The organism is Pseudomonas fluorescens (assembly GCF_902497855.1).
Lineage (GTDB): Bacteria > Pseudomonadota > Gammaproteobacteria > Pseudomonadales > Pseudomonadaceae > Aquipseudomonas > Aquipseudomonas fluorescens_BI.
Genome location: NZ_CABVHU010000014.1, coordinates 133,437 through 148,958, shown reverse-complemented (window position 1 = coordinate 148,958; position 15,522 = coordinate 133,437). Strand labels below are relative to the sequence as shown.

Annotated in this window: 14 protein-coding genes; 9 read left to right on the top strand and 5 right to left on the bottom strand. The window is 61.2% G+C overall.

Translation table 11 applies throughout. The features are described 5' to 3' along the window. The first annotated feature begins 31 nt into the window (after positions 1-31). Genes F8N96_RS25430 through F8N96_RS25420 form a run of 3 tightly spaced genes read left to right on the top strand, consistent with a single transcriptional unit; the run spans position 32 to position 3,727 of the window. Positions 32-1,840 (top strand): sensor histidine kinase, encoded by a 1,809-nt coding sequence (locus tag F8N96_RS25430; protein WP_150800150.1) that lies wholly within the window; start codon positions 32-34, stop codon positions 1,838-1,840. Then, positions 1,837-3,231, top strand: a complete 1,395-nt coding sequence (locus F8N96_RS25425; protein WP_150800149.1) for a sigma-54-dependent transcriptional regulator — start codon at positions 1,837-1,839, stop codon at positions 3,229-3,231. The genes F8N96_RS25430 and F8N96_RS25425 overlap by 4 nt, the downstream gene beginning before the upstream one ends. 40 nt (positions 3,232-3,271) lie before the next feature. Next, on the top strand, positions 3,272-3,727 hold the full coding sequence (locus tag F8N96_RS25420; protein WP_150800148.1) for a thioesterase domain-containing protein: 456 nt from the start codon (positions 3,272-3,274) through the stop codon (positions 3,725-3,727). A gap of 117 nt (positions 3,728-3,844) precedes the next feature. Here the strand turns inward: F8N96_RS25420 and cysQ are convergent, their stop codons facing one another. Next, complete coding sequence (cysQ, locus tag F8N96_RS25415; protein WP_150800147.1) at positions 3,845-4,672, bottom strand: 3'(2'),5'-bisphosphate nucleotidase CysQ; 828 nt, start codon at positions 4,670-4,672, stop codon at positions 3,845-3,847. After that, on the bottom strand, positions 4,669-5,235 hold the full coding sequence (gene nudE, locus F8N96_RS25410; RefSeq protein ID WP_150763299.1) for an ADP compounds hydrolase NudE: 567 nt from the start codon (positions 5,233-5,235) through the stop codon (positions 4,669-4,671). The genes cysQ and nudE overlap by 4 nt, the downstream gene beginning before the upstream one ends. Before the next feature lie 90 nt (positions 5,236-5,325). Here nudE and yrfG point away from each other — a divergent pair, with 90 nt between their 5' ends. Next, positions 5,326-5,988 carry a GMP/IMP nucleotidase gene (gene yrfG, locus F8N96_RS25405; RefSeq protein ID WP_150800146.1) on the top strand — a complete coding sequence of 221 codons (663 nt, stop codon included), beginning with the start codon at positions 5,326-5,328 and terminating at the stop codon, positions 5,986-5,988. Positions 5,989-6,069: 81 nt separating this feature from the next. Here yrfG and lysM read toward each other — a convergent pair whose 3' ends face one another. Then, positions 6,070-6,510, bottom strand: coding sequence for a peptidoglycan-binding protein LysM (lysM, locus tag F8N96_RS25400; RefSeq protein ID WP_017335932.1), 441 nt, complete (start codon positions 6,508-6,510; stop codon positions 6,070-6,072). A 137-nt stretch (positions 6,511-6,647) separates the two neighbouring features. Here lysM and F8N96_RS25395 point away from each other — a divergent pair, with 137 nt between their 5' ends. From F8N96_RS25395 to F8N96_RS25380, 4 genes are all read left to right on the top strand, one after another. Then, on the top strand, positions 6,648-7,535 hold the full coding sequence (locus F8N96_RS25395) for a LysR family transcriptional regulator (RefSeq protein ID WP_150800145.1): 888 nt from the start codon (positions 6,648-6,650) through the stop codon (positions 7,533-7,535). Between the two features lie 92 nt (positions 7,536-7,627). Beyond that, positions 7,628-8,482, top strand: coding sequence for a formate dehydrogenase accessory sulfurtransferase FdhD (fdhD, locus tag F8N96_RS25390; protein WP_150800144.1), 855 nt, complete (start codon positions 7,628-7,630; stop codon positions 8,480-8,482). After that, positions 8,479-10,827 carry an FdhF/YdeP family oxidoreductase gene (locus tag F8N96_RS25385; RefSeq protein ID WP_150800143.1) on the top strand — a complete coding sequence of 783 codons (2,349 nt, stop codon included), beginning with the start codon at positions 8,479-8,481 and terminating at the stop codon, positions 10,825-10,827. Before fdhD ends, F8N96_RS25385 begins: the two co-directional genes overlap by 4 nt. A 353-nt stretch (positions 10,828-11,180) precedes the next feature. Continuing rightward, positions 11,181-11,669 (top strand): glycine zipper domain-containing protein, encoded by a 489-nt coding sequence (locus tag F8N96_RS25380; protein ID WP_150800142.1) that lies wholly within the window; start codon positions 11,181-11,183, stop codon positions 11,667-11,669. A gap of 69 nt (positions 11,670-11,738) precedes the next feature. Here F8N96_RS25380 and F8N96_RS25375 read toward each other — a convergent pair whose 3' ends face one another. Both F8N96_RS25375 and F8N96_RS25370 read right to left on the bottom strand, forming a co-directional pair. Beyond that, entirely contained in the window at positions 11,739-12,170 is a 432-nt protein-coding gene (locus tag F8N96_RS25375) for an acyl-CoA thioesterase (protein ID WP_150800141.1), read from the bottom strand. Positions 12,171-12,237: 67 nt separating this feature from the next. Further along, a complete protein-coding gene (locus tag F8N96_RS25370) occupies positions 12,238-14,166 on the bottom strand; it encodes an ATP-dependent DNA helicase RecQ (protein WP_150800140.1) in 1,929 nt (642 codons plus the stop codon). A 267-nt stretch (positions 14,167-14,433) separates the two neighbouring features. Here F8N96_RS25370 and F8N96_RS25365 point away from each other — a divergent pair, with 267 nt between their 5' ends. Continuing rightward, positions 14,434-15,507, top strand: a complete 1,074-nt coding sequence (locus F8N96_RS25365; RefSeq protein WP_150800139.1) for a S8 family peptidase — start codon at positions 14,434-14,436, stop codon at positions 15,505-15,507. Positions 15,508-15,522 lie beyond the last annotated feature (15 nt).

The window sequence follows — 15,522 nt, the reverse complement described above, 5'->3', positions numbered from 1 at the left end:
ATGCGCCTGTACCCACAGGCGTTCGATGCTCATGACTCCGACCCTTCCTCGCAGACCCCGCTGGCGCAGCCTGGCACTGCTCGCGCTGTGCCTGGCGCCATTGCTGTGGCCGCTGGAGCATCTGGCCGAGCGCTATTACCGCAGCGAATTGGCCGGACAGAACCGTCAGACCCTCGATCTCTACGTCGCCAACCTGCTGGGCACCCTGCACCGCTATGAAGTACTGCCGCAGATCCTCGGTGAGCTGCCGGCCCTGCGAGCCGTCCTCGGCGCACCGGACGAAAGCATCACCCAGGGCAACGCCAACCGACTGTTGAAAAACATCAGCGCCCAGACCGGCGCCGAAGTCATGTACCTGATGGACTCCACGGGCAAGACGTTGGCCGCGTCCAATTGGGATAAGCACGACAGTTTCGTCGGGCGTAACTTTTCCTTCCGGCCCTACTTCAGCGAAGCCATGGCTGGACGGCTCGGACGCTTTTTCGGGTTGGGCACCACGTCGGCCAAGCGCGGTTACTTCTTCGCCGCGCCAGTGCGCGATCGCGAGAAAATCCTCGGCGTGCTGGTGGTCAAGGTCGACCTGGACCACACCGAAAGCCTCTGGGGCAAAACCCCGGAACAACTGCTGCTGACGGACCATAACGGTGTGGTCATTCTCACTTCACGGCCTGAGTGGCGATTCCGCTCGACCCGTCCGTTGAGCGAAGAAGAGCGCAAGGCCATCATTGCGATCCAACCCTACCCGACCCGCGATCCAAAACCGTTGAACCTCAACCCCGACGCCTGGCTGACCCAGACCCAACAGATCGAAGAAACCGGTTGGAACGTCAGCATCCTCGCCCCACGTACCCTGATCGATCGTCCGGTGCGCACCGTGGTCGCCATCGGTGGCGCGACCCTGTTGGTGTTGATGCTGTTGCTCGGCCTGATGATGCAGCGTCGGCGCCACTACCTGGAGCGGATCGCTTTCGAAGCCAAGGCCCGGCGCGAACTGGAAGGTCGGGTCGCCGAGCGGACCAGCGACCTGCAAGGCCTCAACCGACGATTGAAAGAGGAAGTGCTCGAGCGCGAACAGGCCCAACAGGAACTGGTTCGCGCCCAGGACGATCTGGTGCAGGCCGGCAAGTTGTCGGCGCTGGGCACGATGTCGGCGAGCATCAGCCACGAACTCAATCAACCGCTCGCCGCGATCCGCAGTTATGCGGAGAACGCCGAAGTCCTGTTGGACCACCAGCGCACCGACGATGCCCGCGGCAACCTCAAGTTGATCAGCGAACTGACCGGGCGCATGGCCTCGATCATTGCTCACCTGCGCGCCTTCGCCCGGCGTGATCGCCACGCCCCGGAAAGTGTCGCCCTGCAACCGGCGCTGGACGATGCCCTGGCACTGCTGGCCAAGCGCCGACGCAGCATGGAAGTCGAACTGATCCGCGATTTGCCGGCCGCCACCCTGTGGGTCGAGGCCGGGGAAACCCGTCTGCGCCAGGTGCTGGGCAATCTATTGGCCAATGCCCTCGATGCCCTGACGGAAAAAGGTCCGCCGCGTAAACTCTGGTTGAGTGCCCAATCCACCGCCGATGGCGTCACTCTATACATTCGCGACAATGGCCCCGGCTTCTGCCTGGAGGCACTGGGTCGCGCCAGCGAGCCGTTCTACACCACCAAGACCCGCACCCAGGGTCTTGGGTTGGGGCTGGCGATCTGTGAAACCCTGATGCGCGCCTTTGGCGGGGAACTGTCGTTCTCCAACCACAAGGAAGGCGGCGCCCTGATTACCCTGAAGTTGCGCCCAGGCGCACCGGGTGTGAGCCTGCAACCGTCCGAGGACCGAAGTGCATGACCATCGATAACCGCATCCAGGTGGTGTTGATCGACGACGATCCCCACCTGCGCCAGGCCTTGAGCCAGACCCTGGATCTGGCCGGGCTGAAGATCCTGCCGCTCGCCGAAGCCAAGGGCCTGGCCGGGCAACTGGAGCGCGACTGGCCAGGCGTGGTCGTCAGTGACATCCGGATGCCCGGCATGGACGGTATCGAACTGCTGACCGAACTTCACGCCCAAGACCCGGAGCTGCCGGTGCTGCTGATCACCGGGCACGGTGATGTGCCGCTGGCGGTGCAAGCGATGCGCGCCGGGGCCTATGATTTTCTGGAAAAACCCTTCGCCAGTGACGCGCTGCTCGACAGCGTACGTCGCGCGCTGGCCTTGCGCCGATTGGTGCTGGACAACCGTAGCCTGCGACTGGCGCTGAGCGATCGTAATGCGCTGAGCGCCCGACTGGTCGGGCAATCGGCGCCGATGCTGCGACTGCGCGAACAGATCGGGGCATTGGCGGCGACCAAGGCCGACGTGCTGATCCTCGGCGAAACCGGTGCCGGCAAAGAAGTGGTGGCCAGGGCGCTGCATGACCTGTCGAGTCGACGTAACGGTCCGTTCGTGGCGATCAACGCCGGAGCCCTGGCCGAATCGGTGGTTGAAAGCGAGCTGTTTGGCCACGAGCCTGGCGCCTTTACCGGCGCGCAGAAGCGCCGCATCGGCAAGTTCGAATTCGCCAACGGCGGCACGCTGTTCCTCGATGAAATCGAAAGCATGAGCCTGGACGTGCAGGTGAAATTGCTGCGCTTGCTGCAGGAGCGCGTGGTCGAGCGCCTGGGCGGCAACCAGCTGATCCCGCTGGACATCCGCATCATCGCCGCGACCAAGGAAGACCTGCGCCAGTCCGCCGATCAGGGGCGCTTCCGTGCCGACTTGTATTACCGCCTGAACGTCGCGCCGTTGCGCATTCCGCCGCTGCGTGAGCGCGGTGAAGATGCGCTGATGCTATTCCAGCATTTTGCCGATGAAGCCAGCGCCCGCCATGGTTTGCCCCCCCATGAACTGCAACCGGCACAACGTGCCCTGCTGCTGCGCCATACCTGGCCCGGCAACGTGCGAGAACTGCAGAACGCTGCCGAACGCTTTGCCCTGGGCCTGGAACTTGCGCTGGACAACAGCGCGCCTGACGCGGCTGCCGGCAGTACGGTAGAGGTGGTCGGCGGCGGTCTCAGCGAGCAAGTTGAACACTTTGAAAAGAGCCTGATTGCTGCGGAACTGGCACGCTCTCACAGCTCCGTGCGCAGCCTCGCCGAAGCCTTGGGCATTCCGCGCAAAACCCTGCACGACAAACTGCGCAAGCACGGGCTGAACTTCGCCGACAGCGCAGCCCACACCACTAACGAGGAGCTCGACTGAGCTATCGTCAAACCATCATCTTGATGCCTGAGGCCCGTTAATGAACCGCGACAGCCGTCACCTGGAGTCGATCCTTCACCACGACATTCCCCTGACGCGGGACATGGGTCTCAAAGTACTCGACTGGCACGACCAGCAACTGCGCCTGCACCTGCCGCTGGAAGCCAACGTCAACCACAAGAGCACCATGTTCGGTGGCAGTCTGTACTGCGGCGCGGTGCTGGCCGGTTGGGGCTGGCTGCATTTACGCCTGCGTGAAGCCGGCGTCGAGGACGGGCATATCGTGATCCAGGAAGGGCACATCAGCTATCCACTGCCGGTGACCCGCGATGCCATCGCGATTTGCCAGGCGCCGAGTGCGGCGCTCTGGAAGAAGTTTCTGGCGATGTATGAACGTTATGGCCGGGCGCGGTTGACATTGCATTCGAGGGTTGTGAATGCGGGGAGTGAGGAGGATGCGGTGACGTTTGTGGGTCAGTACGTCCTGCATCGATAGAAATCAGGGCCGATGGATCGTTCCCACGCTCTGCGTGGGAATGCAGCCCGTGACGCTCCGCGTCACTGGACGCGAAGCGTCCCTTGAGGCATTCCCACGCAGAGCGTGGGAACGATCTTAGCTACGCGCCAACGCCAACAACTTCTCCCGCCATGCAGCCTTGGCCGGCAGCGCCAGGAAATACTCATTCAACAACGACTCCCGCGCCGGATAGCAGAACGGCTGACCGCGCAAATCCAGGACCTCGCCCCCGGCCCCTTCCAACACACCCTGTGCCGCCGCCGTGTCCCACTGCGAAGTCGGCGCCAGGCGCGGATAACAATCCGCGGCCCCTTCCGCCAACAGACAAAACTTCAGCGAACTGCCGATATTGGCCAATTGCAGCTCACCCAGGTTATCGCTCAACCCGGCCAGCAAACGCTCCTGCTCCGGACTCGAATGCCGACGACTGGCGACGACCGTGAACGCTTCGCCTGTCGCTGGCACGTCACGCACCTGAATCGGCGCCGGCTCGCTACCCTTGTCTCCCCGCCAGGCGCCCAGACCCGCGCCACCGACATAAAAGCGGCCGTTGGTCGGCATCGACACCACGCCAAACACCACCCGCCCCTGCTCGATCAACGCGATGTTGACGGTAAATTCTTCACTGCCGGCGATGAATTCCTTGGTCCCGTCCAGCGGGTCCACCAGCCACCAGCGCTGCCAGCCGGCGCGTACGCTCTGCGGGATGTTGGCGTCTTCTTCAGACAAAACCGGAATCGTCGGATCCAGCGCGGTCAACCCGGCCAGAATCAGATGGTGGGCGGCCAGGTCTGCGGCAGTGACCGGAGAGTCGTCAGCCTTGGCGGTCACGGCGGTGCCGATGCGCCAGAACGGCAGGATCGATTCACCCGCCTTCAATGCCAGCTCGACCACTGGCGCCATCAACGGATGAGGGAAGTTCATGGCAGAAATACCCCGCGCTGAGTCAGCAGGTCACGGACCAGATACAGCGACGCCAAGGCACGCCCCTCGGTGAACCGCGGGTTCTGCGCCAACGCCGACAACTCACGCAGGTTGATCTTGTCCACCCCCATTGGCTCAGGCTCGTCGCCTTCAAGACGTTCTTCATACAGATCGGTGGCCAGCACCACCTGAATCTTCTGGCTCATGTAACCGGGCGATAACGACAACTCGGTCAAATGTTCCAGTTGCCGCGCGCCATACCCCGCCTCTTCCTTGAGCTCACGCTCGGCCGCCGCCAGCACGTCCTCGCCCGGCTCGATCAAGCCCTTGGGCAGGGACAACTCGTATTCATCGGTGCCACCGCAATACTCTTCGACCAGCACCGCGTGGTCCGCATCCAGCATAGCTACGATCATCACCGCGCCATACCCGGTGCCTTTGCCGACCAGTCGCTCATAAGTGCGCTCTACGCCGTTGGAAAAGCGCAACTGCAACGCTTCGACGCAGAATAAACGGCTGGTGGCGACGATCTCGCGGGCGAGGATGGTGGGTTTCTGGCGCATGAGCGGCTCCTGGGTGATAGCGGGTTACTATACCCGGCCTATCCTGATTGTTTACCCCGGATATCTTTTTTACCGCTGGAGAAGTTTTTTATGTCCCTGCTGCCCTGGCACGACATCGACACCGTTCTGCTGGACATGGACGGCACGCTGCTGGACCTGCACTTCGACAACCATTTCTGGCTGGAGCACCTGCCCCAGCGCTACGCCGAGTTGCACGGGGTCAGCCGGGCCATGGCCGAGATGGAATTGCAGCCCCTGTTCGAACGCCATGCCGGTCAGTTGCAGTGGTATTGCCTGGATTTCTGGAGCGCCGAGCTGAAGCTGTCGGTGCGCGAGCTGAAACTGGAAACCGCCCACCTCATCGCCCTGCGCCCGGATGCGGACACGTTCCTGGCGGCGATCAAGCAGGCCGGCAAGCGCGTGGTGCTGATCACCAATGCCCACCGCGATTCATTGTCACTGAAGCTGGAAAGAATCGAACTGGCACCGTACTTCGAGCGTTTGATCAGCTCTCACGACTACGGTTTCCCCAAGGAAAACCCGCAGTTCTGGGATGCCTTGCAGGCAGACATCGGTTTCGATCCGGCGCGCAGCCTGTTTATCGACGACACCTTGCCGATCCTGCGCAGTGCACGGGATTTTGGTGTGGCGCATCTGTTGGCGGTGAGTGAGCCGGACAGCCGCAAGGGACCGAAGGACACGGCAGAGTTTGCGGCGGTTGGGGATTATCGGGAGCTCATTGCAGGGCTTTAGACCGAGTCGCGTCCTTCGCGGGCAAGCCTCGCTCTGTAGGAGCGAGGCTTGCCCGCGAAGGCCATCTCACGGACTTGAGCCTTATTCAGGAATCCGCAACGACTGCCCCGGATAAATCTTGTTCACATCCTTGAGCATCGGCTTATTGGCCTCGAAGATTTTTTGATACTTGTTGGCATCGCCATACACGCGCAAGGAAATCGCACTAAGGGTGTCGCCCTTCACAACCGTGACAAAGGTTGCAGCCTTCACCACCGGCCCGGTCACCGTAATCTGGTCATCGACGCTCCCCACGCCGGCGATGTTGCCCACCGCCAACAGAATCTTTTCCTTCTCTTCCTGACTGCCGACTTCACCCGTCACGGTGACCTTGTCGCCATCAACTGTCGCCTGCACATTCGGGTTACCCAGGCCGACCTTACTGATGTGCTCCTTCAACTGCTCGCTGGCATTGGCATTGCCCGGCGTCAGCAGATCGATAAGCTTTTCGCCTGCTTCTTTCACAAAGCTAAAAATACTCATGGTGCACTCTCCTTGGGTTTTAAGTTCCAGACCCAAAAGCCTAGACCAAGGTTGTAACCCTCGGTTGCCACCCGACCAATGACGCCGCTTCCCCCCAGGCGCTAGAATCCGGAGCCTCACCGCGCCCTGGAGCGAAGATGGACATCAAGCAGCTGAAATTCCTCATTGCCCTCGACGAAACCCGCCATTTCGGCCAGGCCGCCGCGCGCTGTCACATCACTCAGCCGACCCTGTCCATGCGCCTGCGCAGCCTCGAAGAAGAACTCCAATTGCCATTGGTCAACCGTGGCCAGCGCTTCGAAGGCTTCACCGCACCGGGCGAGCGGGTGCTGGCATGGGCACGCACCGTACTGGCCGCCTGCGACGGCTTGCAGGCCGAAGCGGCTGCCTGTCGCGGTAACCTGGTCGGTACCCTGCGGTTGGGCGTAGTGCCGTTGTCGAGCTTCGATCCGCTGCCACTGATGCAACGCCTGCACGCCGAGCACCCGAACCTGCGGTTCGAACTGTCGGCCCTGAGTTCCGAACAGATCCTCGAACAACTGGCGAACAATCGCCTGGACATCGGCGTCTCGTACCTGGAACGCCTGGACGGTGAGCGCTTCGATTCCCTCGCCTTCAGCGAAACCCGCATGGGCCTGCTCTACGATCAACGCTTCTACACCTTCGGCGAAGCCGCGTTGAGCTGGGAATCGTTGATCGAATTGCCCCTGGGCATGCTCACCAGCGGCATGCATTTTCGCCAGTCCATCGACCACAACTTCCACAGCCGCGGCCTGACCCCGCAGCCATTGCTACAGACCGACGCCGTGCATCAACTCATACAAGCCGTGCACGGGGGCTTGTGTTGCGCCGTGATGCCGTTGGAGGGTGGCCTGGAAAACCTCACTGATCATTTGCGCCTGCAGCCCATCGAAAACGCGCAGACACTCGGCAAATTGGGGCTGATCATGCGTCGCAGCGCGCCACGCTCGGCCTTGGCAGAGGCGTGTTTCGCGATCTATCAGAAATCGTTGACCGGCTGTTGATCGACGGCATCTATCGGTAGATCAGTAATAGCGATTAGACGCGACAAGTTGACGCGCATAGGCTTAAAGCTGACCAAACCGTCGGTGATGCCATGAACGCCAAGCGCCCTGATTGCGCGGCGCCTGCCCTCGAAACGCCCGCGCCCGCTGCCAGCCAGACCTACAGCTACAGCAACTTGTCCCCCTCCGAAACGCAAAGTGCCGAATCGGACAGCACCGCGCTGGCCGAGGAAGTCGCGCTGGCGATCGCCTATAACGGCATCAGCCAGGCAGTGATGCTGGTGACGCCGTCGGATCTCGAGGATTTTATCGTCGGTTTCAGCCTCGGCAGCGGCATCGTCGAAGATGTCTGCGACATCTACGACTTGCAACTCAGCGGCTCGGGTTCGGCGCAGTACGCGCAAGTGACAATCGCCAATCGAGCCTTCTGGAACCTCAAGCAGCAGCGTCGACAACTGGCGGGCACCAGCGGTTGCGGGCTCTGTGGTGTGGAAGCGGTCGAACAGGCGTTGCCCGACCTCAAGGTTTTACCCGGCGCCCCCCTGCCGCCGGTGGAATGGCTCGACGGTCTGCGCCAGCGCATCGGCGCGTTCCAGCCCCTCGGCCAATACAGCGGCGCGGTGCATGCGGCGGTGTTCATGGACGCCAAGGGCGAATTGCTGCTGGGCCGTGAAGACATCGGCCGGCACAACGCCCTCGACAAGCTGATTGGCGGGCTGATCCGGCAGAAGATCCCGACTGAAGGCGGCCTGGCGATTGTCACCAGCCGTTGCAGTCTCGAATTGATCCAGAAAGTACTGCGCGCCGGCATCCAGACCCTGGTCAGCCTGTCGTCGCCCACGGGCCTTGCCGTGCAATGGGCCCGCCGCCACAACCTCAATCTCATCCACCTGCCGCAAAAAAGTGCGCCCCGGGTCTACAGCCCGGCATTGGAGAATCAAGCGTGAGTCAACATCGTCAAGCCGACCAGAAACCCGTCCCCCGCTATAAGCCCTACAAAGGCCCGGCTGGTGGCTGGGGCGCACTGATCAGCGTGGCCCAGGCCTGGTTGACCAGCGACAACGCGCTGAAAAACCTGCGCATCATGCTCAAGACCAACCAGAACGGCGGCTTCGACTGCCCCGGTTGCGCGTGGGGCGATTCGCCGGAAAAGGGCATGGTGATGTTCTGCGAGAACGGCGCCAAAGCGGTGAACTGGGAAGCGACCAAACGGCGTGTCGATGGCGCGTTCTTCGCGAAACACAGCGTCAGTTCGTTGCTGGAACAGAGCGACTATTGGCTGGAATACCAAGGTCGTCTAACCGAGCCGATGAGTTACGACGCCGAGACCGATCGCTACAAGCCGATCAGCTGGGAAGCGGCGTTCGCGCTGATCGGTCAACACTTGCAAGGGTTGTCGAGCCCGGATCAGGCCGAGTTCTACACCTCGGGCCGAGCCAGCAACGAAGCGGCGTACTTGTATCAGCTGTTCGTGCGTGCCTACGGCACCAACAATTTCCCCGACTGCTCGAACATGTGCCACGAGGCCAGCGGTGTGGCGCTGGCGCAAAGTGTCGGCGTCGGCAAAGGCACCGTGACCTTCAACGACTTCGAACACGCCGATGCGATTTTTGTATGGGGCCAGAACCCGGGCACCAACCATCCGAGGATGCTCGAACCGTTGCGCGAAGCAGTGAAACGCGGCGCGCAAGTGGTCTGCGTCAACCCATTGAAAGAGCGGGGACTGGAGCGCTTCCAGCACCCGCAGCACCCAATCGAAATGCTCACCAATGGCGACAAGCCGACCAACACCGCCTACTTCCGTCCGGCGCTGGGCGGCGACATGGCGATCCTGCGCGGCATGGCGAAATTCCTGCTGCAATGGGAGCGCGATGCACAGAAGGCAGGCGAGCCTGCGGTGTTTGACCACGATTTTCTCAATGAACACAGCGTCGACGTGCTGGAATACCTCGCCGTCATCGACGACACCTCCTGGGCGCAAATCGTCGAGCAGTCCGGCCTGACGCTGGTGGAGATCGAGCAAGCCGCTCGCATGTACGCCAAGGGCAAGAACGTGATCATGTGCTGGGCGATGGGCATCACCCAGCATCGCCATTCGGTGGCGACCATTCAGGAAATTGCCAACCTGATGCTGCTGCGCGGCAACATCGGCCGGCCGGGCGCCGGCCTGTGCCCCGTGCGTGGCCACAGTAATGTGCAGGGCGACCGGACCATGGGCATCAACGAATGCCCGCCGGTGGCGTTCCTCGACTCGCTGGAACGTCGCTTCCAGTTCGAGGTGCCGCGGGACAATGGCCACAACGTGGTCGAGGCGATCCACGCCATGGCCGATGGCCGGGCTAAAGTGTTCATCGGCCTGGGCGGTAACTTCGCCCAAGCCACACCGGACAGCACCCGCACCTTCCAGGCCCTGGCCAATTGCGACCTGACCGTACAGATCAGCACCAAGCTCAATCGCAGCCATCTGGCCCATGGCAAAGACGCACTGATCCTGCCGTGCCTGGGCCGCACCGACATCGACATCCAGACCGAAGGCGCGCAAGCGGTGACCGTTGAAGACTCGTTCAGCATGGTCCACGCCTCAAATGGTCAGTTGCAGCCGCTGTCGAACCAGATGCGTTCGGAGCCGGCGATTATCGCGGGCATCGCTGCCGCCACCCTGGGCAGCAAACCGGTGGACTGGCACTGGCTGGTAGCCGACTACAGCCGTATCCGCGACCTGATCGCCGACACCATTCCAGGTTTTCGCGACTTCAACGAGAAAATCCGCAATCCAGGCGGTTTCTACCTGGGCAACAGCGCCGCCGCCCGTCGCTGGACTACGCCATCCGGGCGGGCGAATTTCCGTCCGAACATCCTGCCCAGGGATCTGGTGCACGAACGCACTCGTGCCACTGGGGTTTTGCCGGACCTGATCATGCAGTCAATGCGTTCCCACGATCAGTACAACACCACCATTTATGGCCTCAATGACCGTTATCGCGGGGTCAAGGGTCAACGGGACGTGTTGTTCGTGAACGAGGCCGACATCATCCGCCTGGGGTTCAAACCAGGGCAGAAGGCGGACATTGTTTCGATCTGGGACGATGGCCGCGAGCGCCGGGTGAAAGGTTTTACATTGCTGACGTTTGATATTCCTGCCGGGCAGGCGGCGGCTTACTATCCTGAAGTCAATCCGCTGGTGCCGCTGGAAAGCATTGGGGATGGCAGCCAGACGCCGACGTCGAAGTTTGTGGCGATCCGGTTGGAAGCGGCAAGTGAGACTGGGCTGATTATGGCCAGGTCGGCTTAACGCAGTGTTTGAGCCGGCCTATTCGCGAGCAAGCTCGCTCCCACATTTGATTTTGGCGAACACAAATTCCGTGTACGTATAGGTTGATTGTGGGAACGAGCTTGCTCGCGAAAGCGGTAGATCAATCAACTAACGTTTTGCAGCCAATACTTATTCATCGCCCACAAAAATGGCCGTTTTTTCACAAAAACGGCCATTCCGAAGTAACTAAAGACCCGCGAAAAACTGATAAGTTCCGCCTAAAAAACAGTAACTTATAGAAATGTGTTGAAGTCGTGTTACTCGTCGGATTTCGATTGTAACAACCATGACACAGCCTCAGGATCGCGTCGTCATCCCCTTGAGGTTTCTCTATGAAGTTCTCCTCGATTCTCTTGTTGTCCCTTGGCCTGGTCAGTGGCTTCGCTTCTGCCGGCGGCACCACCGAAGCAGGTGTGGGCGGCGCATTGGGCGGGGTTCTGGGCTCGGTCGTCGGTCAGTCGTTAGGCGGCAGTACAGGTTCCACCATTGGCGCGGCCCTGGGCGGCGCGGGTGGTAGCGCAGTTGGCGCAGACAAACGCAGCCGTGGCGAAGCCGCCATTGGCGGTGCGTTGGGCGCAGCAGGCGGTAACGTGGTCGGCCGCAGCATGGGCGGCACCACCGGCAGCCTGATCGGCTCCGCAGCAGGTGGCGGTGCCGGTGGCGCGCTGGGTAACTACATGGGCAACAAGAGCGATGACGACGATGATGATCGTCGCTCCCATCGTGGCGGCGATGACCGTCGCTACTCCCGTGACGGCCACCCGGGTCGTGGCCATGCCTATGGACATCGCAAACACCACAAGCACTACCGTCGTCACTGAGGCCTGAACGGCTCCACTGACAGGTAGATCTAAAAAATCGCAGCCCAAGGGCTGCGATTTTTTTGCCCGTCAAACCAGCAACTGCTCCAGCGACCCGCGCAACGCAGCAGGAATCGCCACCGGCAGATTCGACGTCCGATCCACGAACACATGAACAAAACGCCCCGCCGCACAAGCCTCCGCCTCCCCGGCCTTGAACACCGCCAGCTCATACTGAACCGAACTATTGCCCAGCTTGCCCACGCGCAAACCGATCTCGATCCGGTCAGGGAAAGCAATGGAGGCAAAGTAATCGCAAGCCGAACTCACGACAAAACCCACGACTTCGCCGTCATGGATATCCAGGCCGCCGACTTCGATCAGATAGGTATTCACCGCCGTGTCGAAGAAGCTGTAGTAGGTGACGTTGTTGATGTGACCATAGGCATCGTTGTCATGCCAGCGAGTGGTGATGGGCTGAAAGTGGAGGTAGTCGGTGCGTTGGGGCATAGGAGTGGACATCAGTGTCGGTTCCTGAAGTTGGATGGCGAGTTTAAGGGGATGGATGCGCTCGAACATTAACCAATGCCTACAGGTGCATTTCGGCCCAATCCCGCACTTCGGCATAGGGATAGTCCTCCAGCGCCGCAAAACCCGAAATGGACCTGGCCTTGAGCTTGGTAAACAGCGGGACGCTGATCCCGCACAAAAACCGCGTCACACGCTCGGCCGATGGCGCACTGCCGGTGTATTGCTCATGCCTGTGGATAAAATTGGCGCACAACGCCTCGAAGTTTTTATCCACAAGCGCCGGTAGCGCCGGTGGTGCCGGCAGTCGAGCCACCTGCCCGTGACACACCGAACAATGCCCGCATTGGCGCGGCGCATTCTCGTCACCGAAGTACGCCGCCAGGCGATACCCCAGGCAATGGTCGGTGGCGAACAGCTCGAGCATGGCGTGAATCCGCGCGATTTCCGTGCGTTCATGCTGGGTGAAACACGCATGCAGCTCGGCGCTCAGGGCCTCGCTGTCGAAATCCGTTTGCAGCAGGCTGTAGACATCGGTCATCTGCTTGCTTTCAAGCTCTACCCAACCCTTCTCCTGGAAATAATCCAGCGCCTTGACCACTCGATTGCGCTCGGCTTGATACTGCTGGTACAGGGCATCGAAATTCACCGTGGCCCAGCTCCGTGCACGGGTGGAGGTCTGGATGATCGCCGCAACGAAATCCCTGCGCTCACCCTCGAAACGGGCCAGCAAGAACTCGGGCTCCTGCAGATACTTGAAACGGTACTCTGCGTAATAGGCATAGCGCGGCGCGATGATCCCGCGCAGCTCCAATTGCACCAGCAAAGTCTTGAGCGGCAACTGGCGAATGTTGCTCTGATCCGCCAACGGTCCCAGCAGAAACTCCCACTGCCCCTCGGGCGTTGCGGCTTGCAACTCATCCAGCACGCAACGGATGCCGCCCAGTTCCGGCGTGTCGCCGTAGACGAAGTTTTCCAGCACGTTGAGGCTGTCGCGGTTGGCCAATACCAGGCAGTCGGACGGCTCGCCATCACGCCCGGCGCGGCCGATTTCCTGGCTGTAGTTTTCGATGGATTTGGGCAGGTCGAAATGCACCACGTTGCGGATGTCACTCTTGTCGATGCCCATGCCGAAGGCGATGGTGGCGACGATGCAATTGGACTGTCCGCCCATGAACCGTTTCTGGATCGCTTCCCGTTGCTCATGGGGCAGACCGGCGTGGTAGGCCTCGGCCTGAATGCCGTTGCGGCCCAGGTGTTCGGCGATGTGCTCTGCCGTCTTCTGCAGGGTGACGTAGACAATGCTCGGCTGGCCAGGACGCTGGCTCATCCACTCGACAAGGCGCCGGCGCTTGTCCTGCCCGCGCACGGGTTCCACCAAGAGATTGAGATTGGGCCGATAGAAGCCGGTGGTCACCACATCGTCCGGGGCGATGGCGAATTTCGCCTCCATATCGGCGATCACCTTGGGTGTCGCAGTGGCGGTCAGCAGCAGCGCCTGGGGGATATTGAACTGGCGCTGGTAGTCGGGAAGCTTGAGATAGTCGGGGCGGAAGTTATGACCCCACTCGGAAATACAGTGGGCCTCGTCCACCACCAGCAGCGAGATCGGCACCTGCTGCAGGAAATTGCGGAAGCGTTCGTTTTTCAGGCGCTCCACGGAAATCATCAAAATCTTCAGCTCGCCGGACTTCGCCCGGGCCATCACATCGTTGGCATCCTCGCGGCTCTGGGCCGAATCGATACTGCCCGCCGCGATGCCGTGGCGTTGCAGGAAGGCCAATTGATCCTGCATCAGCGCCAGCAACGGCGAGACCACCAACGTCAGGTGCGGCAGCAATATGGCGGGTAATTGGTAGCAAAGCGACTTGCCGGAGCCAGTCGGAAAAATCGCCGCCGCCGAACGCCCGGCCAACACCGCGCTGACCGCCGCTTCCTGGCCGGGCCGAAACTGTGGATATCCGAAAACCTGTTCCAGGGTGTTGTGCATAAGCTGTCACTCCGTTGACTGCTGCGATGCCAAAAGCCTAGCCGGCGATCGCAGCGAGTCGAGAAAAGGTCTGGGGCAAAAACGATACGGGATGATACAGCGTCCACTGGGTCAACCTTCGCCACAGGTCGAAACAATCGGGGCACTTTGCCTCCATCCCGGGCGCCCGATTCCACCGGTAAGGTTTGCCTTCGAATAAACCACTCTGCGCGAAACTTCATCACGGCAGGACATCCGATGCGCGCGCAAATCCATCAAGGAACGACCATGCTTCAACCATCCGGCATTTCACTCGCCCCTGCGCTGGCGCTGCCATTGCTGTTAAGCGGCTGCCTCACAAACGCCGTACAACCCGCCATCGATCCGACCCGGTTCGAAACACCGGAGTATCGAGCCCAGAAGGGCCTGGCAGTCATTCACGCCTCAACCCTTTATGCCCGCGGCGGTACCGGCCAAGGGGTGGCCGTCGCTTTGGTCGACTCCGGCCTGAACAGCAGCCTGCCGGCATTTCAGGGCAGAGTCCGGGATCCGGGTTTCGATCATGTCGAGAACAAGGTCGGCACCCTCGACCGGATCGGTCACGGCACCCAGATGGCCGGCATTCTCGCGGCCAACAAGGATGACCATGGCATGCACGGCGTTGCGTTCAACGCGCAATTGATCCCCTTTCGTTTCGGCGACGACAACGAGCCATTCTTCTTTGACAGTGAGATTGCACAATCCTGGCAAGCCGGCTTCGACAAGGGCGCGCGCATTCTCAACAACTCGTGGGCCAATGCCATCCCGGCGACCGAAATCAACGAGGCACGCTACAACCAGGTCATGCCAGAGTCATTGGTGACCGCGCGAAAACTGGTCCGGGACGGCGCAGTGTTCGTGTTCCCGACCGGCAACGAACTGAGACGCGAACCCCTGGCCGAACCCGGCTTGCCACTCGCCTTGCCCGAACTGGAAAAAGGCTGGATCGCTGTGGTGGCATTGAAAAGCGACGGCAGCGGCATCAACGCCAAGTCCAACTATTGCGGCGTGGCGGCAGCCTGGTGCATCGCCGTGCCGGGTGGCGATTCCGGCGCAGGGCAAGGTCTGCTGACCACCGGCAAGGACGGGCAACACGTACAGACCGCAGGCACCTCACCGGCTGCCGCGCTGGTCAGTGGCGCCCTGGCGGCATTGCACAGCCGCTATCCCGAGCTTACCGCGCAGCAAGTGCGCGAACGCCTGCTGGCAACAGCGAACCGCACTGGCCTCTATGCCAACAGTGAAGCGTACGGTAGAGGATTGATGGACCTTGAAGCGGCCTCACGCCTAGCTCCGGCCAACCATCCCGACCAGGCACTTTAGAAATGTCGTACACAT